Annotated in this window: 18 protein-coding genes; 11 read left to right on the plus strand and 7 right to left on the minus strand. The window is 69.2% G+C overall.

From position 1 onward, the window contains the following. Window positions 1–479 precede the first annotated feature (479 nt). The gene (locus tag HD596_RS50320; protein ID WP_185076383.1) at window positions 480–707 is read right to left on the minus strand and encodes a hypothetical protein; all 228 of its coding nucleotides are present in this window, start codon (window positions 705–707) and stop codon (window positions 480–482) included. A 610-nt stretch (window positions 708–1,317) separates the two neighbouring features. Between HD596_RS50320 and HD596_RS50325 the strand changes: the two genes are divergently transcribed. After that, complete coding sequence (locus tag HD596_RS50325; protein ID WP_185076384.1) at window positions 1,318–2,076, plus strand: hypothetical protein; 759 nt, start codon at window positions 1,318–1,320, stop codon at window positions 2,074–2,076. A gap of 686 nt (window positions 2,077–2,762) precedes the next feature. Here the strand turns inward: HD596_RS50325 and HD596_RS50330 are convergent. After that, window positions 2,763–3,062 (minus strand): DUF6247 family protein, encoded by a 300-nt coding sequence (locus HD596_RS50330; protein WP_185076385.1) that lies wholly within the window; start codon window positions 3,060–3,062, stop codon window positions 2,763–2,765. A gap of 659 nt (window positions 3,063–3,721) precedes the next feature. On the opposite strand from HD596_RS50330, the gene HD596_RS50335 reads away from it, so the two are divergent. Genes HD596_RS50335 through HD596_RS50350 form a run of 4 tightly spaced genes read left to right on the plus strand, consistent with a single transcriptional unit; the run spans window position 3,722 to window position 7,397 of the window. Continuing rightward, window positions 3,722–4,249, plus strand: a complete 528-nt coding sequence (locus HD596_RS50335) for a hypothetical protein (protein WP_185076386.1) — start codon at window positions 3,722–3,724, stop codon at window positions 4,247–4,249. Window positions 4,250–4,256: 7 nt separating this feature from the next. Next, a complete protein-coding gene (locus HD596_RS50340; protein WP_185076387.1) occupies window positions 4,257–5,498 on the plus strand; it encodes an efflux RND transporter periplasmic adaptor subunit in 1,242 nt (413 codons plus the stop codon). Further along, complete coding sequence (locus HD596_RS50345; protein ID WP_313046646.1) at window positions 5,485–6,150, plus strand: ABC transporter ATP-binding protein; 666 nt, start codon at window positions 5,485–5,487, stop codon at window positions 6,148–6,150. The genes HD596_RS50340 and HD596_RS50345 overlap by 14 nt, the downstream gene beginning before the upstream one ends. Beyond that, the gene (locus HD596_RS50350; RefSeq protein WP_185076388.1) at window positions 6,147–7,397 is read left to right on the plus strand and encodes an ABC transporter permease; all 1,251 of its coding nucleotides are present in this window, start codon (window positions 6,147–6,149) and stop codon (window positions 7,395–7,397) included. Before HD596_RS50345 ends, HD596_RS50350 begins: the two co-directional genes overlap by 4 nt. Before the next feature lie 8 nt (window positions 7,398–7,405). On the opposite strand, the gene HD596_RS50355 is transcribed toward HD596_RS50350, so the two are convergent. Together HD596_RS50355 and HD596_RS50360 are read right to left on the minus strand one after the other, a co-directional pair. After that, on the minus strand, window positions 7,406–8,089 hold the full coding sequence (locus tag HD596_RS50355) for a response regulator (RefSeq protein ID WP_185076389.1): 684 nt from the start codon (window positions 8,087–8,089) through the stop codon (window positions 7,406–7,408). After that, window positions 8,086–9,420 carry a HAMP domain-containing sensor histidine kinase gene (locus HD596_RS50360; protein ID WP_246558326.1) on the minus strand — a complete coding sequence of 445 codons (1,335 nt, stop codon included), beginning with the start codon at window positions 9,418–9,420 and terminating at the stop codon, window positions 8,086–8,088. The genes HD596_RS50355 and HD596_RS50360 overlap by 4 nt, the downstream gene beginning before the upstream one ends. Window positions 9,421–9,830: 410 nt before the next feature. On the opposite strand from HD596_RS50360, the gene HD596_RS50365 reads away from it, so the two are divergent. Together HD596_RS50365 and HD596_RS50370 are read left to right on the plus strand one after the other, a co-directional pair. Further along, window positions 9,831–10,139, plus strand: a complete 309-nt coding sequence (locus HD596_RS50365; RefSeq protein WP_185076391.1) for a tyrosine-type recombinase/integrase — start codon at window positions 9,831–9,833, stop codon at window positions 10,137–10,139. A gap of 103 nt (window positions 10,140–10,242) precedes the next feature. Then, complete coding sequence (locus tag HD596_RS50370; protein WP_185076392.1) at window positions 10,243–10,875, plus strand: SMI1/KNR4 family protein; 633 nt, start codon at window positions 10,243–10,245, stop codon at window positions 10,873–10,875. A 620-nt stretch (window positions 10,876–11,495) separates the two neighbouring features. On the opposite strand, the gene HD596_RS50375 is transcribed toward HD596_RS50370, so the two are convergent. Beyond that, window positions 11,496–12,665 carry an acyl-CoA dehydrogenase family protein gene (locus tag HD596_RS50375; RefSeq protein ID WP_185076393.1) on the minus strand — a complete coding sequence of 390 codons (1,170 nt, stop codon included), beginning with the start codon at window positions 12,663–12,665 and terminating at the stop codon, window positions 11,496–11,498. Between the two features lie 113 nt (window positions 12,666–12,778). Here HD596_RS50375 and HD596_RS50380 point away from each other — a divergent pair, with 113 nt between their 5' ends. Next, a complete protein-coding gene (locus HD596_RS50380; RefSeq protein WP_185076396.1) occupies window positions 12,779–13,501 on the plus strand; it encodes a TetR family transcriptional regulator in 723 nt (240 codons plus the stop codon). Here the strand turns inward: HD596_RS50380 and HD596_RS50385 are convergent. Next, complete coding sequence (locus HD596_RS50385; RefSeq protein WP_192785113.1) at window positions 13,491–13,901, minus strand: organic hydroperoxide resistance protein; 411 nt, start codon at window positions 13,899–13,901, stop codon at window positions 13,491–13,493. The two genes, HD596_RS50380 and HD596_RS50385, sit on opposite strands and share 11 nt — an antisense overlap. Before the next feature lie 83 nt (window positions 13,902–13,984). On the opposite strand from HD596_RS50385, the gene HD596_RS50390 reads away from it, so the two are divergent. After that, window positions 13,985–14,557: a TetR/AcrR family transcriptional regulator gene (locus HD596_RS50390; RefSeq protein ID WP_221519978.1), complete on the plus strand. Its 573-nt coding sequence runs from the start codon at window positions 13,985–13,987 to the stop codon at window positions 14,555–14,557. A 25-nt stretch (window positions 14,558–14,582) separates the two neighbouring features. Here HD596_RS50390 and HD596_RS50395 read toward each other — a convergent pair whose 3' ends face one another. Then, the gene (locus HD596_RS50395) at window positions 14,583–16,361 is read right to left on the minus strand and encodes a PA14 domain-containing protein (protein WP_185076398.1); all 1,779 of its coding nucleotides are present in this window, start codon (window positions 16,359–16,361) and stop codon (window positions 14,583–14,585) included. 107 nt (window positions 16,362–16,468) lie between these two features. On the opposite strand from HD596_RS50395, the gene HD596_RS50400 reads away from it, so the two are divergent. Further along, the gene (locus HD596_RS50400; protein ID WP_185076400.1) at window positions 16,469–17,494 is read left to right on the plus strand and encodes a phosphotransferase enzyme family protein; all 1,026 of its coding nucleotides are present in this window, start codon (window positions 16,469–16,471) and stop codon (window positions 17,492–17,494) included. Window positions 17,495–17,586: 92 nt separating this feature from the next. Continuing rightward, the gene (locus tag HD596_RS50405) at window positions 17,587–19,194 is read left to right on the plus strand and encodes an FAD-dependent oxidoreductase (RefSeq protein WP_185076402.1); all 1,608 of its coding nucleotides are present in this window, start codon (window positions 17,587–17,589) and stop codon (window positions 19,192–19,194) included. The last annotated feature ends 20 nt before the right edge of the window (window positions 19,195–19,214 follow it).

Below are 19,214 nucleotides of genomic sequence, written 5' to 3' on the forward strand. Positions count from 1 at the left end.
GTTCTCGACCCTCCCGACGGAACAGCGACGGAACAGAGCAGGAGGTCTCTCATGGCGATCCCGAAGAAGGGTTCGCGACTCATCACCGTCGATGGCACCGTGTTCCGCTGGCGCGTCCGTCGTAAGCCCACGTATTGCCAGGGGAACAGCTGGGGTCCGATGACGTTCGCAGTGGAACTGGCCGGCGCGTCGGGTCGCGTCCTTCTGGTGTCGCTCCCCTGCTCGCGCCCGGACGCCTGGTGGGGAGAACGGACGATGGCCATACGGCCGGCGCTCGTGACGGCGACCATACGCACGGCGCTCAATCATGAACGGCCAACCGCCTGTTTACGACCTCCCTTTCATGCGGAGATAGCTTCCTCGGGCGGCCAGCACGCCCGTCCGCTTTTCAGTCGGAGCAATCACCCTACTCGCCTGATCGGGCGCGTGGTCAAGGGCATACGGGCGGTGGCGTAGATGCAACGTGACGGTACGTCGTTCTACACACCTTCGACGCCGCCAACCACCACCTCGACTCTCGCATCGAGCACACCGGCGCCGAAGACGACCATCGGGCAGCCGTCGACCTCGCCCACAGGCGACTGAAGCACCGGCTCGACGCACTTCCGGGCCTTCGCTTCGACGACATCGCGATCCGACCTTTCCAGCACACGTCCGACGGGGTGCTGTTCGGCCTCGTCATAGAGACCTTCGAAGGCGAAGAACACGCCGAGTTCTACCCGAACAACATCGGCTTCTACGAACCATGGGACGGCCTGTACGACACCTGACCACCTGATCCGTATGGAACGGCGGATGCCTCAGTATGGTCGCCGCCCACATGCCCAACAGCAAGTGGACCCGAACAGCAGGGCTGCCAGGCCCCAAGGAGCGAAAGCCGCGCGACAGCGATCTGGCATCCGTCTGAAAGCGGTGTGCATTCCGCTGGTCGGAACCACACCGCCATCAAAGAGACGACAGAAAACCATGGCACACCGGACGTCGATAGCTTAGTATCTGGCAATCAGACGTACGCGGACGTCGATCTCTTTGGGTGCCCGGCGGGCCCAGATGGGATGAGGGGCTCATCGTAGTCACCCGCGGTATTCCAGCCTCGCAGCTGATTCATTCGCAGACCTGTAGTGCTGAGCCGGGCAGCATGAGGGAGCCTGCGTGTCTCATAGTCCTCAGCTCAAGCGCACAGCCAAGATTTTCCACCTGGCAACCGGGCTTCCGTACCAGGCTGTGTGCCTTCCACTCGCCCGAAGAGGCGTCATCACGCGTGAGCATCCAATCCCAGAGGCGCGAACTCGTGCTCAGCAATGGCTGGAGACACAGGTGCTGTACGCGCTCTGCGATGCCTTCCGCGACGACGACGGGCTGAAAAGCAACGTGCTCGGGCTCAGCGCGGTAAGACCAGACGAAGAAAACCTTGTGCTTGTCCCTGTCCCTACCTTCACCGCTCGTGTCGTCGCCTCCATTCTTCCAATCTATGATGCGGATTATGGCGGTGTATGGGGATGTCCGGGCGTACGCCTTCATCGGGTGGGGCGGCAGCTCTGGCAGCTATCCGATATCGTCACGAACGCCTCGGTCCACGTGGTGGTCTCTGGCCACGAAGATCCCGCATCGGTTTATCAGCTGAAACCAAAGTCCCGCCTCCTGTGGAAAACGAGTCCGGGTCGGCTGACCGATGTCGAGGAGGACACACTGCGCTTCTGGGGCTCCGGCCTGGATCGCCGGCGCAAAGAAAGAGACCGCATGCTCAGCAGCTTGATGCGGCGGGCGATACTGCTCAACGCGGTTGGCGTTACCCACGGCGGGGCTAATCTCTACGATCACGCCCATTCAGACATCGTCATCGAGTGGTGCTGCGGCTCATCCCTGTCCCAGCTCGCCGCCAAGCTACAAAAGTCACGTCTCTTGGCGAGACGTGAGTCCTCCAATGGCATAAATGGCACAGCACCAGACGATCTAGGTAGCGTAACGTTTCGACCACTCAGCCACCAGATCGGATGGGAGGATAAGCGTCCAAGGATCATCGTTCGGCGTATAGACCTGGGACACCCTGGCGGGCCGCGGGAGTCTGCGTCATGACTTTCAGCGACCTTATCTCCGTACTAGTCGCTGGAAGTGCAGCGATCATTGGACGCTACATCGTGGCACTTATCGGATTGGCGATAACGCTCAGGCGCAGCCCGTCCCGTGACAGGGCGACCCTCTTCAAGGCCTTTACTCAAGTCCTTCGAGCTCCAAATGCACTAGAATCGGGATTCACTCACCTCTCCCGAAACGTTGGCCGGAGGGCGTCGAACGGATCCCAGGGGGCGGCGGAGTAATGGCTCATATTGGGGCAGGATGCCGTCAGGCAAGCACGTATACGGGCAACGGGTGAGCAAGCCTCAACCGATCCTCTGGATGGTGGAGCCTTGGAGATTCGATCTCCTGACTTGCTGCCTGCAAATCGGTCTGATCTCCAGGCGGAAGGGCCTCGACCTGGGCCGCCGACGGTCCGCGAGTGACCGTGACTGACCGCTGTTGACCGCCCTTAATGGCACGCTAATGGCACGGCGTCGCCCATGCTCGTCCACCTGCGAAACAGAGGTCAGCCGGCCCAGAGGAGGTCGATGATGCGCAAGGCCCGGGTCTCCTCGTCGAGGATGAACGTCATCATCCCTTGGCCGTTGTCTCCGAAGAAGGCGTGTCTCACAGCGGACTGGCCGGGACGCTCCGCGACCGTTCAGCTCGTAGAGGGCGCCCGTGGGAACCATCGAACTTGTGGCTCACACCCGGCTCTCCCACTCCGGCGGGGTGTAGGGAGTGAACATCTCCGTACGTTTCTGGAGAGCGTCCTGGACGGCCTCCTCGTAGCCCGGGCGGGCGTAAGCGATCGCACGCAGGCGCCACTGACGCAACAGCGTCTGCACCTGCTTGAAGCGGGCCAAGTCGTGCGCGGCACCCAAAGCCTCGTCATACTCCGCCCGGAACCGGGCACGGTGCGCCGGGGGAAGCGCCTCGAAGATCGCGGCCGGATCCTCACCTGGATCATGGGCCGCAACGGGCTCCACAGGCTGAGCGGTCATACCGACCGACCTATCTTCCCAAGCGTGAAAGCGCGCCATCATGCTCTCGCTCAGTCACCCCCGCTAACGGTAGGAGAAGACCAGATCTCCATTGGCCAGCGGCAGAACAAAGCTCAGGCGTCTGACCTGGGAGCCGCAGAGCCAGTAGGCACCTTCCAGAAGCGAAGTCCTCCAGGGGTCGGGGCTCCGGCCCGACTGGAAGAAGCGCCTGAGCACCCAGCGTGAAGCGCCCCTGCGAAGACGATTGTGGGCCAAGGAAGAACAGCCCGAGCGATAGCGAGGACCGCTAGGGGCGGGCTGCGACGGCCAACCACCCAGACGGGCATGGTCTGCTCGGCTTATCCCGGGGCGATGGCGAGCGGGATGATCAGGCGGCATCGACGACCGGCACTGGCCGCTGATCCGCCGCGTCGCGGTGGAGATCCACGACGAGCCCGGCATCGGCCACCGAGGGCCGGCTGGAGCTCGTCCTCCGGGCGCTCGGCGGGCGGGGTTACCGCGCTCACGTGCTCCCCGCCACCGACGAGGGTTCCCTGGGCCGCCGCATCGTCTTCGCCGAGGCCTGACCGGTGCTGGGCGGCGTACCCCCCAAAGTGTGGGGTCGGGTTGGCAACCTTTGGCGGAGGCCCGGAGGGGTGGTACGGGGGGAAGGTAAAGGCATGATCCCTTCCAAGAACGTCATCAGAAGAATGGTCGTGCTGGCAGCGACGGGCGCGCTGGCGTTCGGGCTCACCGCGTGCAGCAAGGAGGCGCCGGCGGCGACCGGCGGCTCCGACGACATCGCGGCGCAGTACCGCGAGCTGGCGCAGTGCATCCGCAAGAACGGCGAGCCGAACTTCCCCGACCCTGTGCAAGACAGCAACGGGCAGTGGCGGCTCGCACCCGGCACGACGGCCCCGCCGGCCGCGGCCCAGTCCGCGTGCAAGACGATCCTCGACAGGATCCCGGCCTACCAGGGACCGGAGGGCAAGCCGGTGACGGCGGCCGACATGGCGAAGTGGCGAACCTGGGCGCAGTGCATGCGTCAGAAGGGCATCTCCGACTGGCCCGACCCGAACGCCGACGGCAGCTTCACCCTGCCGTCCCGGCTGGGCGGCCCCTCTGGCAAGGACCTGTACCAGACCCAGTTCGACGCCTGCCAGCCGCAGCTGCCCCCGGGCGGCCTGACGGTCACCAGCAAGGGATGAGGATCGCGTGCACGGGCGCATCGAGCAGGAGCGGCAGGACTCCGGGAACCACCCGGAAGAGCTACGGCAGGAGCGGCAGGTGGACGAGGTGCCCACGTCGGTGAGCTCGACGACACCCCCGGCGGCGCCCCCGACGACGGAGCGGCGGCGGTCAGGCGGCAGGCGCGGCCGTACCGTGCTGGTGACTGTGCTGGCCCTGGCCGTGACGGGCGCCGCCGGATGGGGCGTCATGCGGGTGACCACGAACGGCACCGCCCGGCCGGCGCCCACGGCGACACCCGGGCTGGCGTTGTCCACGGCGAAGGTCGAGCAGGCCGACGTGGCCGAGCGGCGGCTGGTGAACGGCACGCTCGGGTACGCCGGTGCGTACAACGTCATCGTCAGCCGCTCGGGGGTGGTCACCCGGCTGCCGGCCGTCGGCAGCACCATCACGCGCGGCAAGGCTGCCTACGAGATCGACGGCGCTCGCGTCCCGCTCCTGTACGGTGACCGCCCCGCCTGGCGCGACCTGCGCCTGGGCGTCTCGAACGGGCTCGACGTCCTCCAACTGGAGCGCAATCTCAAGGCACTCGGCTACGGCACGAACGTGACGGTCGACCGGCACTTCTCCTACGCGACCTACTACGCGCTCCGCCGCTGGCAGAAGGCCGCCAAGCTCAAGGTCACCGGCCAGGTGCCGCTGGGCCATGTCGTCTTCGTCCCGGCCGCGATCAGGGTCGGCGGCTGGGACACCAAGGTCGGCAGCGTCGTGGCGCCCGGCCAACTCATCGTCCACGGCACCAGCCGGGCTCCCGCGGTGCTGGTCCAGCTCGCCCCGGCCCAGCTGCCGCAGATCCGCGTCGGCGACCAGGTCGTGGTCACGCTGCCGGACGGCAAGACCCGCAAGGGCCGCATCAGGATCATCGGCGCGGCGGCCGTCGACAGCGACGCGGCGACCGACAGCGGCGCGGCGGCGAAATCGGTGGCTCCGGTGACGATCTCACTGACCAGCAAGGTACGCGGGTTCCTGGACCAGGCACAGGTCCAGGTCTCGATCGTCACCCAGCAGCACAAGAAGGTGATCGCGGTGCCGATGACGGCGCTGCTCGCCCGGCCGCTCGGCATGTACGAGGTGGTCGTGGTGGAGGGTGGCAGCCGGCGACGGGTGCCAGTGAAGACCGGGCTGTTCGACGAGAGCACGGGCATGGCTGAAGTGACCGGGGACCTCAAGCCCGGCATGCTGGTGGAGGTGCCTGGTGACGGTTCTTGAGCTGCGGAACGTCCGCAAGACCTACCCGGGCGAGCCGCCCGTGGAGTCGGTGCGCGGGGTGAGCCTCGCCGTCGAGGCGGGCGAGATGATCGCGGTCCGCGGCGCCTCGGGATCCGGCAAGTCGACCCTGCTGCACCTGATGGCCGGGCTGGACCGGCCCACCAGCGGGTCCGTACGCCTCGACGGCCAGCACGTCGAGCTGCTGACCGACCTGCAGCTCGCCGGACTGCGCGCCTGGCGGGTCGGCGTGGTGTTCCAGCAGTTCTTCCTACTCGAAGCGCTGACGGCGATCGAGAACGTGGCCTCCGGCCTGCTGTATCGGGGTATCCCGGCCAAGCAGCGCCGCGCGGCGGCCGTCGAGGCGCTGGAAAGGGTCGGCCTGGCCCACCGGATGCACCACAGGGCCACCAAGCTGTCGGGCGGCGAACGGCAGCGGGTCGCGATCGCGCGGGCCGTGGTGGGCCGGCCCGCCATCGTGTTCGCCGACGAGCCGACCGGCAACCTCGACTCGGTCAAGGGCGGCGAGATCCTCGCCATCATGCGCGAGCTGAACGAGGAGGGCACGACCCTGGTCGTGGTCACCCACGAGGAACGCGTCGCCGCCGCCTGCGAACGCTGCATCGAACTACGTGACGGGGTGGTGGTGTCATGAGCGGCTCTGTATCCGGCCTCGTGCGGGACGAGAAGGACGCCGTCGCAACACGGTCGCCGGTCAAGCGCAGCAAGCTGCGGCTGTACGACCTGATTCCCACCGGCACGCTGGGCCTGCGCGCCCGCAGGACGCGGGCGGTGCTGTCGGCGCTGGGCATCGCGATCGGCATCGCCTCGATGGTCGCGGTGCTCGGCGTCACCCGCTCCAGCGAGTCCCACCTGCTGGCGCAGATCGACCGGCTCGGCACCAACCTCCTGACCGTGGTGAACGGCGACGACCTGGGCGGCACCGAGGTCGCGCTGCCCGCCGCGGCCGCGCCGATGCTCCGCCGGATCTCCGGCGTGCTCGGGGTCGCCCCCACCGCGCAGATCAGCACCGCTCGCGTCTACCGCAACGACCAGATCCCCACCGGGCAGACCGGTGGCCTGGCCGTACGCGCCGCGGACGCCTCACTCCTCGACACCCTGCAAGGGTCGCTGAAATCCGGGCGATTCCTCACCTCGGCCGACGCGCCGGTGGCCGTGCTCGGCAGCGACGTGGCCAAGCAACTCGGCATCGTACGGCTGGACCTGGGCACCCGGGTGTGGCTGGGCGGGCACTGGTTCACGGTCGCGGGCGTCCTCGACTCCTTCACCCTGGCGCCCGAGATCGACCGGTCCGCACTCGTCTCCTTCGCCGCGGCCAAGGAACTGCTCGACTACGACGGCGCGCCCAGCCGGATCTACGTACGGACCGACCCGGACCAGGTGACGCAGGTCGCCGGCCTCCTGGCGAACACGGCCAACCCGGCCAACCCCTTCCAGGTCAAGGCGAGCCGGCCCTCCGACGCGCTCACCGCGCAGATCGCCGTCAAGCAGTCGGCCGGCGCGCTGTTCCTCGGGCTGGGCGCGATCGCCCTGCTGGTCGGCGCCATCGGCATTGCGAACGTCATGGTCATCTCGGTGCTCGAACGCCGGGTGGAGATCGGGCTGCGCCGCACCCTGGGCGCCACCCGCATGCACATCGCCGCGCAGTTCCTCACCGAGTCGCTGGTGCTGTCCGCGCTGGGCGGGCTCGGCGGGGTGCTGATCGGTTCCGGTGTGACCGTGGCCCTGGCCATGGCGCAGGACTGGGGCATCGCGATCCCGCCCAGCGCGATAGGCGGCGGGTTCGGGGTGGCGATCGTGTCCGGCGTGCTCGCCGGGCTCTACCCCGCGCTGCGCGCCGCGGCACTGTCGCCGACCGACGCGCTGCGTACGACCGGCTGAGCTTGACGCTAGTCCTCAACGGAGGGCTGGTCGGCGGAGAGCGCCTCACCCAGCGGGACCAGACCGCACTGCAAGCCGAAGATGGCCGCTTGCGTGCGGTCTTGGAGTCTCAGCTTGGTGAGGATGCTGGAGACATAGGACTTGACCGTGGTCTCGCTCAGCGACAGCGTCCTGGCGATCTCCCTGTTCGACTGGCCACGCGCCAGCGCCGCCAGCACATCGCGCTCCCGCGGCGCCAGCATCCGCAACGGATCCTCCTTCGCGGGGCCGTCGTCATCGCGGACCCGCTGGACCAGCATCGCCGCGACCGGCGGATCTAGCACGCTCCCTCCCGTCACGGCCATGCGCACCGCCTCCACCACCCGGTCCACCGCACTGGTCTTCGACAGGTACGACAGCGCGCCTCCGCGCATGGCCTGCAACGCCACCTCGTTCTCCACGAATGAGGTCAGCACGATCACGGCGGGCGGCGCCGGCCACTCCTTGAGTCGCTCCAGCACCTCCAGCCCGCCCATACCAGGCATCACCATGTCGAGCAGGACGACGTCGGGCCGCAGGCTCTGGATCGCCGCCAAGGCTGCGGGCCCGTCGGCGCACTCCCCGGCCACCTCGATGTCCACCTCGTCTTCTAGGACGTACCGCAGTCCCTGGCGGACCACCTGGTGATCGTCCACGATCAGCACCCGGATCATGCTTCCTCCGCCGGAACCCGCACCCGCACCGTCGTACCACTGCCGGGCGCACTCACCACCTCGATCACGCCACCGACCTCGATGACCCGCTCACGCATCATCTCCAGGCCCATCCCGTGACTGTCGTGCTTCCGCGCCATGTCGAAGCCACGGCCGTAGTCGCGGACCACGATCTCGATCTCCTCGCCCTTCTGCCTCAGGCGCAGCTCGATCCGCTGGGCGCCGCCGTGCCGCGTCGCGTTGCTGAGCGCCTCCTGCACGATCCTGAGCACAGCATGCTCCGCGCCGGGTCCCAGGCGCACCTCGTGCAGGTCGGTCTCGACCGTGACGCCGAGCCGTACCTGGAAGGCCTCGCACAGATCGCGCAACGTCGCCACCAGGCCAGCCTCCTCCAGCGCGATCGGACGCAACTGCAGGAGCATCGCCCGCATCTCGCGCATCGTGTGCTCCACGGTCTTCTCCATGGACTCGGCCTGCTCCTGGAAACGCGAGCTCTCCGGCAGCGTACGCCGCAGGCTGCGGGCCACCAGGCTCAGCGAGAACAGATCCTGCGAGACCGAATCGTGCAGCTCCCTGGCGATCCGGGTCCGCTCAAGCCGCCGCGCCTGCGCCCCGGCGAGCTCCCGCTCCGCCCGGCCGGCCGCGACCACCCGCTCGGCCATCACGTTGAAGCCCTCTTCCAGGCGGCCGATCTCGTCACCGGCGGAAACCGGCACCCGAGTGGTCAGGTCGCCGGCGGCCATGGTGGCCGCACCGGCCGCCAGCCGCTGGATCCGTTTGATCAACTTGCGGGTGCTGAGCAGGCCGAACACCAAGCACACCGGGACGAGCACCACCAGTGCGAGCCCAGCCGACAACGGCCCCGCCCGGTCGTCGCCGTCGGAGGCGACGTCGACGACCGGCGAGCCGTCGGTGACGCTGCGGTCCTGTACGTAGACGACCCCGATCACCTGCCCGGCGGCCTCCACCGGGTTGATCGCCCAGCCGACCTCATTCCCCGACAGCGTGATCGCGCCGGTGCGTGCCTGCGTGCTGGACGACAACCCGGGGGGCGTCGACCCCGCGCCGTAGGCCGACGGCTCCGACGGCTGCACCAGCCGGCCGTCCAGCCCGGCCACCGCGCGCACCATCTTGCTGTCGGCCGACGCGGTCGCGGCCAGCCAGCGCCGGGCCACCGCCGCCAGGATCTCCGGGCGGGACCGGCCGTCCTGCTGCCGGGTCAGGTCGTCCGCGAGCAGGCTGAGGCCCGCGGCCTGTCCCGCCCCGAAGAGTCCGGCGCGGTCCTGCCGGGTGCAGCCGCTGCTGGTCTGCACCGTGACTTGCGTTTTCATCACGCTGGGGACGACAAAACCGGCGATTCCTCCCGCTACCAGCGCCGACATGGCAGAAATGAGCACATATGACATGGCTATCCGGGACCGAAGGCCGTAGCGGGAGGACATTCACCATCTCCAACAGAGACACGGTTTCAGCAGATACAGGATCTTTCATTGCCGCTAGAGCCCACAACGCAGACCTTCGCGACCAAGACGGATGCTGAGGTCTGGCTGACCAAGATCGAGGCACAGATCCTAGAAGACGACTGGATCGACCCGGACGCCGGAAAGATCGCGTTCGGCAAATATGCAGGCGCCTGGATCAACGAGCGCCCCGGGCTGCGTCCTCGGACGGTGGAGCTGTACGGCTCCCTACTCCGCAGGCACATCGCCCCTACACCGGACTCCAGAGGCGAGACCTCGACTTGGACGCCGGAACCGTCCGGGTCGAGCGTCAGTTGATCCAGATCACGGGCAAGGGCCTGGTCTTCGCCGGTCCCGATGACGGGCCGATCCGTAACACCAACTTCAACCGTCGCGTATGGCGTAAGGCGCTCCAGGACGCTGGTGTGCCGAAAATCCATTTCCACGACCTACGGCACACAGGCAACACCTTGGCGGCCAACGCTGGCGCGTCCATCCGGGACCTCATGACGAGGATGGGACACGCCAGCACGCGAGCCGCGATCATCTACCAGCACTGTGCGTCGCGTTGCTGTACCAGACTGCTGTAGTGCGTCGCGCCGGCACCCGGGCGCTGCCCCAGGCGGAACTCAGCCCGCCTACTCTTCGACCCCGTTAGCCTGTGCGTGTTGACCCTTCAATCGGGAGAAGCCAGTGCGATCAGACATCAGCCTGGATGAAATGGCTACTGGACTCTCCCGGCTTGCTGATCTCTCGACGGCTGTTCCTTTGCCGGAATCGGAGGTTGTGGCCCTTGAGGAAGTGATCGGCGCGCCGCTTCCTGACGAGTTCCGGTCGTTCCTGCTGCGTTTCGGCCGGGGAGTTTCGCCCGGCCCCTTGCTCGACCTGCGTTGGATCGTGGAAGAGACCCAGGGCGAGCGTGAGCATTTTCAGGAGGAACCCGAGGTGGCCGCCTACCCCTGGGAGCCCTTCCCGGTGACTCGGGATGATGTGCGGCAACTGCGGCGCCTCGCCGCCGAGGGGGCGGATCCCACCCTGTGGATGGACAAGCCCTCGCCTGGAACCATGTTCCTGTGCAGCCACGGGTGCTCGTGGATCAGCATGCTCGCCATGAACGGTGAGTACGCCGGCACCGTCTGGCTCACCGAGTGGGGCGAGGCGAAGGACATGTACTGGTGGCCATCGGCTCCCTGGAGGGATGTCGAGCCGTCGGGCCGTCTGCATGGAGGCTGGAGCGAGCCGGTGCCGTTCCTGGACTGGTACATGCGCTGGACACAGCAGCGCGTCAGCCGACGTCCGCTCTCGCGGCAGCCTGACTTGCCTTGACGGCAGAGACGTCAGCCTGCCCCAGCAGACGAACTCTCGCTCCTTGATCCATGAGCCCTATCATCTGATCCGTAGGAAATGGCGGATGCCCTGTGGCTCACATGATGCCCGGCTTCCACGACAGCGCTCGAAAGGCCATCAACGACCGCCTGTTCCGACCCTGCGCTGTTTCCAACGATCTGCGGCCACCCCTCGCCCCGCGGGGGCAGGATACTTCGGGCGGCCCGACAGCGCCCGGGAGATCGTCGAGCGGTGGAGTCCTGTCATCTACGCCACGCGCGCCTGCGACAGCCCCAGGCGCCGCATCCGCTCCCGTACCGGCCATACGAGATGGCACAACCCCACCTCCGCCGCGCTTCCCTCGGTGATCTTAGTCCAGCCCATCGTCTGCCTCCTGTACATCGACGCCCGCCTACCGGGGGCATATCTCTCGGGCAGGATGACCCGGCCATGCAGGAGCGGCCGAGCTCGACGTGGCAGCCGTGGAGAGCTCACGAGCCACGGGCCACGGCCGGGTGAGCCTCACGGAACAGCCACGGACAAGATCCTTAGAGGCTAAGAATCGGACATGACGATCCCCGCTACCCCTTCAGGGGAACGGGGTTTCTGCATGTCACGGGCTACTTGAGGAGCTGCCGGGCCATCACCAGGCGCTGGATCTGGTTGGTGCCCTCGTAGATCTGGGTGATCTTGGCGTCGCGCATCATCCGCTCCACCGGATAGTCCCGCGTGTAGCCGTACCCCCCGAGCAGTTGCACGGCATCCGTGGTGATCTCCATGGCCGCGTCCGAGGCCGCGCACTTGGCCGCGCTGGAGAAGAAGGTCAGCTCCTTGACCGGGGTCCCGCGCATGGCCGTCTCGGACATGCTCGCGGCCGTGTACGTGAGCTGCCGGGCCGCCTCCAGCTTCATGGCCATGTCGGCGATCATGAACTGCAGGCCCTGGAAGTCGGCGATCGGGCGGCCGAACTGGCGGCGCTCCTTGACGTAGCCGATCGCGTAGTCCAGCGCGCCCTGGGCGATGCCGAGGGCCTGGGCGGCGATGGTGACGCGGGTGTGGTCGAGGGTGGCCAGGGCGGTCTTGAAGCCGGTGCCCGGCGCGCCGATCATGCGCCAGGCCGGGACGCGGACGTCCTGCAGGATCACCTGGCGGGTGGGCGAGCCCTTGATGCCGAGCTTCTTCTCCTTGGGACCGAAGGAGACGCCCTCATCGGACTTCTCGACCACGAAGGCCGAGATGCCACGCGCGCCGGCCGACGGGTCCGTGACCGCCATCACGGTGTAGTACTCCGACACGCCGGCGTTGGTGATCCACATCTTGGTGCCGTTGAGGACGTAGTCGTCGCCGTCCCGGACCGCCCGCGTCTTCATCGACGCCGCGTCCGAGCCCGCCTCCGGCTCGCTCAGCGCGTACGAGAACATGGCCTCGCCCCTGGCCACCGCCGGCAGGTAGCGCGCGTTCAGCTCCTGCGACGCCGACAGCAGCAGCGGCACCGTACCGAGCTTGTTGACGGCCGGGATCAGCGAGGACGAGGCGCACGCCCGCGCCACCTCCTCGATGACGATCACCGTGGCCAGCGCGTCCGCCCCGGCACCCCCGAACTGCTCGGGGATGTGCACGGCGTGGAAGTCGGCCGCCACGAGCGCCTTGTAGACCTCCCAGGGGAACTCCTCGTTCTCGTCCGCGGCGGCCGCCTGCGGGGCGATCTTCTCCTCGGCGAGGGCCCTGATCGCCTCGCGGAGCATGGGGTACTCCTCCGCCGAGTCGTGCAGGTGGCCGGCCAGGCTCATACGCTTCTCCCAACTCAAGAACAGGCACTCAGTGACTTAACATAAGGCACTGAGTGACATGACGCCAGAGCCGGTGTACGGTGAAGCCCTCACAGGCGGGCGGAAGGGAGCAGATGTCCGCGAGGCGAGACGCGCGCCGGGAACTGATGTCCGCGGCCATCGGCCTGTCGCTCGAGGCCGGGTTCGACGCGACCACGGTGGACGAGATCGCCAAGGCCGCCGGAGTGGCCAGGCGGACGTTCTTCCGGCACTTCCGTACGAAGGAGGACGCGATCCTCCCCGACCACGACGCGTGCCTGGAGCGGGTGACGGAGTTCCTGGAGTCGGCCTCTCCCCTGCGCTCACCGCTTCTCGTGATCGCGGACGCCGCCGGGATCGTCCTGGACATGTACGCCGAGGACCCCGAGACGGCCGTCAAGCGGTACGAGCTGACGCGGCGGGTGCCGGCGCTGCGCGAGTGGGAGGTCGCCGCCATCAGCCGCTACCAGCGGGCCTTCGTCGGCTACCTGGACGGCCGCCGCGCCGAGGACGGCGGGCCGGAGTTCCGGCTGCGCCACGAGGTCGCCTCCGCCGCCGTGGTGGCCGCGCACAACCACGTGCTGCGCGACTGGCTGCGCTCCGGCGGCCGGGGGGACGTACGCGCGCGGCTCGCGGCGGCGATCTCGGAGGTGACCAAGGCCCTCGGCCCCTGGGTGGACGGCCTGGAGGCCGTCCACCCAGGGGCCGCCGCGGACGAGGTCATGGTCGTCCTCACCACCCGCCGCACGCCGCTGTGGAAGATCGCCGAGGAGATCGAGGCCGTCGCCCGCCGCCCCGACGATCCCGCTACTCGATGACCAGGTTGACGGGGATGTTGCCGCGGGTGGCGTTGGAGTAGGGGCACACCTGGTGGGTGGCCTCGACGAGCTCCCTGGCCGCCTCCGGCGCGATGGAGTCGGGCAGCTCGACGCGGAGGGTGGCCTCGAGCTGGAAGCCGCCCTTGCCGTTGGGCGACAGGCCGATCTCGGCCGTGACCGACGCGTCGGAGACGTCGAGCTTCTGCTGCGCGCCCACCAGCCGCATCGCCGAGGCGAAGCAGGCGGCGTAGCCGGCGGCGAAGAGCTGCTCGGGGTTGGTGCCCTCGCCGTCGCCGCCCAGCTCCTTCTGCATGGCCAGCTTGACGTCCAGCTTTCCGTCCGAGGAGACCGCGCGGGCGTCGCGTCCGGCGGAGGTGGCGATGGCGGTGTAGATGCTCATGTCGATGCCCTTCGTTTAGACAGACCTGTCTGTCTGCCCTTCTGGACCTGAGAGTAGACAGGTCTGTCTGGTATCGTCAACTGGTGAGCGCAGAGACGTTGGAGGGCCGTCGCCCCAGCCCGGCGCGCGAGCGCGTCCTCGAGACCGCGACGCGCCTGTTCTACACGGAGGGCGTGCACTCGGTCGGGATCGACCGGATCATCGCCGAGGCGGGCGTCGCCAAGGCGACCTTCTACCACCACTTCCCCGGCAAGGACGACCTCGTCCGCGCCTACGTGGTCCAGCAGACCTCGCTGCAGCGCGCCCTGGTCACGACCCTGCGGGCCGCCTCGCCGCGCGAGAAGCTGATGGAGATCTTCGCCTACATGTGCGAGTTCGGCGCGGGCACGAGCTATCGGGGCTGCCCGTTCGTCAACACGGCGGCCGAGTATCCCGACCCGGCGCACCCCGTACGGCAGGCCATCAACGAATACCGCCACTGGGTCCGCGGCCTCTACCGCGACCTCCTGGCCGCCGACGGCCACCCCGACCCGGAGCGGACCGCCGACATCGTCCTGCTGCTCAGGGACGGGCTCGTGGTCGGCTTCGACCTCGACGACCCCGCCACGGTGCGGGCCGCCGTCCAGGAGGCGCTCGCCAGGGTGCTGGCCGCGTGAGCCCCCCGGCCGGGGGGCTCACGGCTCAGCCGGCGAGCAGGTTCGCCGTGGGGATGATCTGCCGCTGTACGGTGGGGCTGGACCAGTGGAGCTGGGCGATGGCGTCGTAGCCGCTGTCGTAGAACTCCATCTTGATGTCGTGCGCCCCGGCGCTCAGCGCGATCTGGCCGCTGTCGTCGCGCTTGGAGTGGTCCGTCCAGTTGTCCACGAGGAGCGTGCCGTCCACCCAGAGCCGCACGCCGTCGTCGCTCGTGGTGATGAACGTGTACGTCTCGGCGCGCTCGGCGACCACCTTGCCCGTCCACCGCACGCTGAACGTGTCGGCGGACACGGCCGGGTCGGGGGCGTTCGCGCCCCAGTCGAAGTCCACTGCCGGGTCGATCCGGGTCAGCTTGGGCGCGGTCAGGTCGGCGTTGTCGAAGTAGGTCGCCGACAGGCCCTGCTGGTCGATGACCAGGGTCGTGACCGAGCCCGCGGGGAGCGTGAGCGTCGCGGCGCCGCCCGCGATGGCGGCCGTGCCGGTGCGGTGCGGGGTCCACGCGTCGGAGGTGCTCTGCCAGATCGCGGCCGTGCCCGCCGTCAGGCCGGTGAACGCGAGCCTGGTCTCCAGCGGCTGGGCGCCGACGTTGACCAGGACGACGTTCTTGGCCGCGTCCGAGGCGAACGCGTACAGCCGGTCGGTGTCGGCCGCCGCCTGCACCATGGTCGTGCCGAACGGGCGGAACAGGCCCTCGCCGGTGAACATGCCGATGCCGTGGTAGATGGGCAGCGGCTCGCTGCGCTGGATGCCGCCCTCGCCCTTCGTGCTGGTCAGGCCGAGCTGGCCGTTCTTGTCGCCGTACTGGTAGGCGGCGGCACCGGCGTGCAGGATCTGGCCCAGCGCCGCCGCGCCCCACAGCGTGTTGAAGTGGGTCAGCGTACGGTGGCCGTCGGGGTCGTCGAAGTCGGAGTTGAACTCGCCGATCTGGAGGTCGATCCTGCGGCCGAGCACGGACTCGGCCAGCGCGCCGACCTCCTTGAGGTCCGTCTCGTAGCTGCGGACGGCGGCGCCCAGGAGGTCCTCGTCCCTGATCGGGTCCGTGCCGTTGCCGTAGTCGTGGTAGTCCAGGAAGTCGACCCGGTCGCGCGAGCCCTCCAGGAACGTCCTGATGTACGACAGGTCGTTCCAGGCCGTGGCGGGGCCGCCGACGCGGACCGCGGAGTCGGCGGCGTCGAGCGCGTCGGTGATCAGGTTGAAGCGCCGGCTGTACTCAGATGCCGACATTTCCGGCTTTTCTGGGGTGCAGGTGCAGTTGAGCTCGTTGCCCAGGATGAAGCGCCGCACCGGCGTGCCCGAGGCCGCGAAGTGCCGGTAGAGGGCGACCGCGTCGTCCCGGTTCACCTCGGCGGTCTGGCGGCCGTCCACCTGGAGGATGACGACCGGCTCGGCACCCAGGTCGCGAATGGCCGCGATCCAGGCGTCGCCCGTGATGGTCGTGTCGCACTTGTACCCGCCGCACACGATCGGGCTGGAATGGTGGCCCGGCTCCTGGTAGTGCAGCTCTATGCGCATCCGGCCCGCTTTGAGGTTGCGCAGGTTCTCGCGGTGCCGGGGGTCGTTCGTGATGTACGAGCCCTCGCCGTACCCGGTGATGCCCACGCCGTAGTCGCCGGCGGACAGCGTACGGACCGGCTTGGTGAAGTCCACCGAGACGGCGGCGGAGACGGCCGCCTCCGCGGGTGCCGCCACCGGCCAGATCGCCACGGCCGCGGCCAGGCCGCCCGCGAGAGCGGCGCGGAACGCGCGGCGCGCCAATGCAGTCATCCTTCTCCTGTCACAAGATCCGTGAGAACCCGTGGATCATGACATATACGGATGACAGCCGCGTGAACGTCGGCGTCCGGGCGTTCCGTCGGTTCATACTGGGTCGTGTGGACCTCGCCGGAGAGCTGAGTGTTGCCGCGTACCTGCGCGAGGCGTTCGGGTGGGACGCCGACGTCGTGGTGTCGGCCGGGCCGCGCGGCGCGCTGGGGCAGATCTGGCGGCTGGAGGTGGGCCCGGCCCGCTACGCGCTGAAGGAGATCTTCGGCGAGCCGCCGTCGGAGGCGTTGCTCGAGGCGGAGCTGGCGTTCGCGCGGCGGGCGGCCGAGGCGGGAGTGCGGCTGCCGGCCGGCCACCCCGACCGCGCGGGCCGCCACCTGCTGAGGGCGCCCGGCGGCGGGACGTGGCTGCGCCTGTACGACTGGGTGGACCTGCGGCCGGTCGATCTGGCGGCGCCGGGCACGCCGCGCGAGCTCGGGACGCTGCTGGCGCGCCTGCACCGGTGCGCTCCCGCCGCGGCGGCGGAGGCCGACGGCGGGCCGCCCGCCGCCTGGTACCACCAGGTCCCGGCCGAGCACGAATGGCCGCAGGTGGAGCGGCACCAGGACCCGGCCGGACAGGAGTGGCCGCGGGCGGGTGCGGCCTGGGGTGGGCGGCTGGCCGAGCGGCTGGCCACGCTGCCCGAGCTGTGCGCGGCGGTCGCGCCGGCCGATCCCGCCGACCTCATCGTCTGCCACCGCGACCTGCACCCGGAGAACGTCCTGGCCGACCCCGCGGGCGCGCTGGTGATCGTCGACTGGGACAACCTCGGACCGGCCGCGCCGGGACGGGAGCTGGCCAGGGCGCTGTTCGACTGGTTCTGCGACGGCCCGGACGCGGATCTCGACGCCATGCGGGCCATGTACGAGGCCTACGTGCGCGCCGGCGGGCCGGGGCGCATCACCGAGCCGGCGGACTTCTCGATGCTGCTGGCGGGCCGGCTGAACTTCCTGCTGCGCCAGACCCGCGTCGTGCTGGACCCGGGGGCCGAGCGGCGGCACCGCGACTGGGCGGAACGCGAGATCGACGAGGCCCTGCGCATCCTGCCGACGCCGCGCCAGCTCGCGGACGTGCTGGCGCTGACCGCCGCCCGCTGACCCGGCGGGCGGTTGGTGTGGCTATGACCGCAATGGGTATGCCACCGATGATTACTCAGAGTAATCGTCAGGCTACGAAGTGGGCGTACCAGATGAGAGTCGTCGTTGATCTCACCCGCTGCGAGGGCTACGGGCAGTGCGCCTTCCTCGCGCCGGATGTCTTCGCGATGCGCCGTTCCGAAGCCCTCATGTACGAGCTCCACCCGCACGACTCCGAGCGCACCCGCGTCCTGCGCGCCGCCGCGGCCTGCCCGGTCCAGGCCCTGGTGGTCGACCAGGTCCACACGCTCGGGAGGCCCGCCAAGGCCGCCCCGCCCAAGCCGGTGAACGGGAGGAGGCCCGTGGAGGTCGGCCGCGTCGTCATCGTGGGCGCCTCGCTGGCCGGGCTGCGGGCGGCGGCGACGCTGCGCAGAGAGGGCTACGCCGGGTCGCTGACCCTGATCAGCGCGGAGCCGTACGAGCCGTACGACCGGCCGCCGCTGTCCAAGCAGGTCCTGACCGGGCAGGTGGCCGCCGACGACACCGCGCTCCCCCGGCGGGCCGAGTTCGAGGCCGAATGGCTGCTCGGGCAGGCGGCGACCGGCCTGGACCTGGCAGCCAGGCAGGTTCGCCTCGCGGACGGCCGGAAGGTGGACTTCGACCGCCTGCTGATCGCCACGGGAGCGCGCGCCCGGCCCTGGCCGAACGCGCAGGAGGCCGCCCTCGACGGGGTGTTCGTGCTGCGTACCAACGAGGACGCGGCCCGGCTGCGGAAGCGGCTGACCGCGGGCCCCCGGCGCGTGCTGATCATCGGGGCCGGTTTCACCGGATCGGAGATCGCCTCCGTCTGCCGCGAGCTGGGCCTGGACGTCACCGTCACCGAACGCGGGAAGGCGCCGCTGGCGGGCGCGCTGGGCGGGACGATCGGGGCGATCGCGGCGGACCTGCAGCGCGATCACGGCGTGGACCTGCGCTGCGGGGTCACCGTCGAGGCGCTCGAAGGGGACGGGGAGGGGCGCCTGCGCCGTGCGCGCCTGTCCGACGGCACCACGCTCGACGTGGACGTGGCGGTGGCCGCGCTGGGCGCGGAGCGCAACGTCGAATGGCTGGAGGGCTCCGGGCTGGCCGCCGGGGTGTGGGGCGTCGCCTGCGACGCGGGCTGCCGCGCGTTCGACGTCAACGCCCTGGTCACCGACAACGTCTTCGTCGCCGGCGACGTGGCGCGCTTCCCGCACCCGGTGTACGAGTACCAGTTCCTGTCCCTCGAACACTGGGGCAACGCGGTGACCCAGGCCCAGGTCGCGGCGCACAACATGATCAGCGCCGAGAGCGACCGCTGGCCGCACGTGTCCCTGCCGGTCTTCTGGTCCGCCCAGTTCGGCGTCAACATCAAGTCCGTCGGGGTGCCGACCTTCGCCGACGAGGTCGTGATCGCGCAGGGCTCGGTCGCCGAGCGCCGGTTCGTCGCCGTGTACGGCAACCGGGGCCGCATCACGGCCGCGGTCGCCTTCGACCAGGCGATGTGGCTCGACTTCTACCAGGCGCAGATCGAGCGGGCCGCGCCGTTCCCGCCCGGCCCCGGCATGGTCGGACGGCCCGACGGCCTCCAGGTCATGCCGGCCGACGTACCGCAGCGGGTCTCGCCCGCCTACGGCGCGACCGTGGTGCTGACCGGCCACAACCCGGACGAGCGCCGCGTGACGCTGCAGCGGCGGCACTGAACGGCGCGGCACCGGACCAC

Origin of the sequence: Nonomuraea jabiensis (assembly GCF_014204795.1) — a bacterium.
Classification (GTDB): Bacteria; Actinomycetota; Actinomycetes; order Streptosporangiales; family Streptosporangiaceae; genus Nonomuraea; species Nonomuraea jabiensis.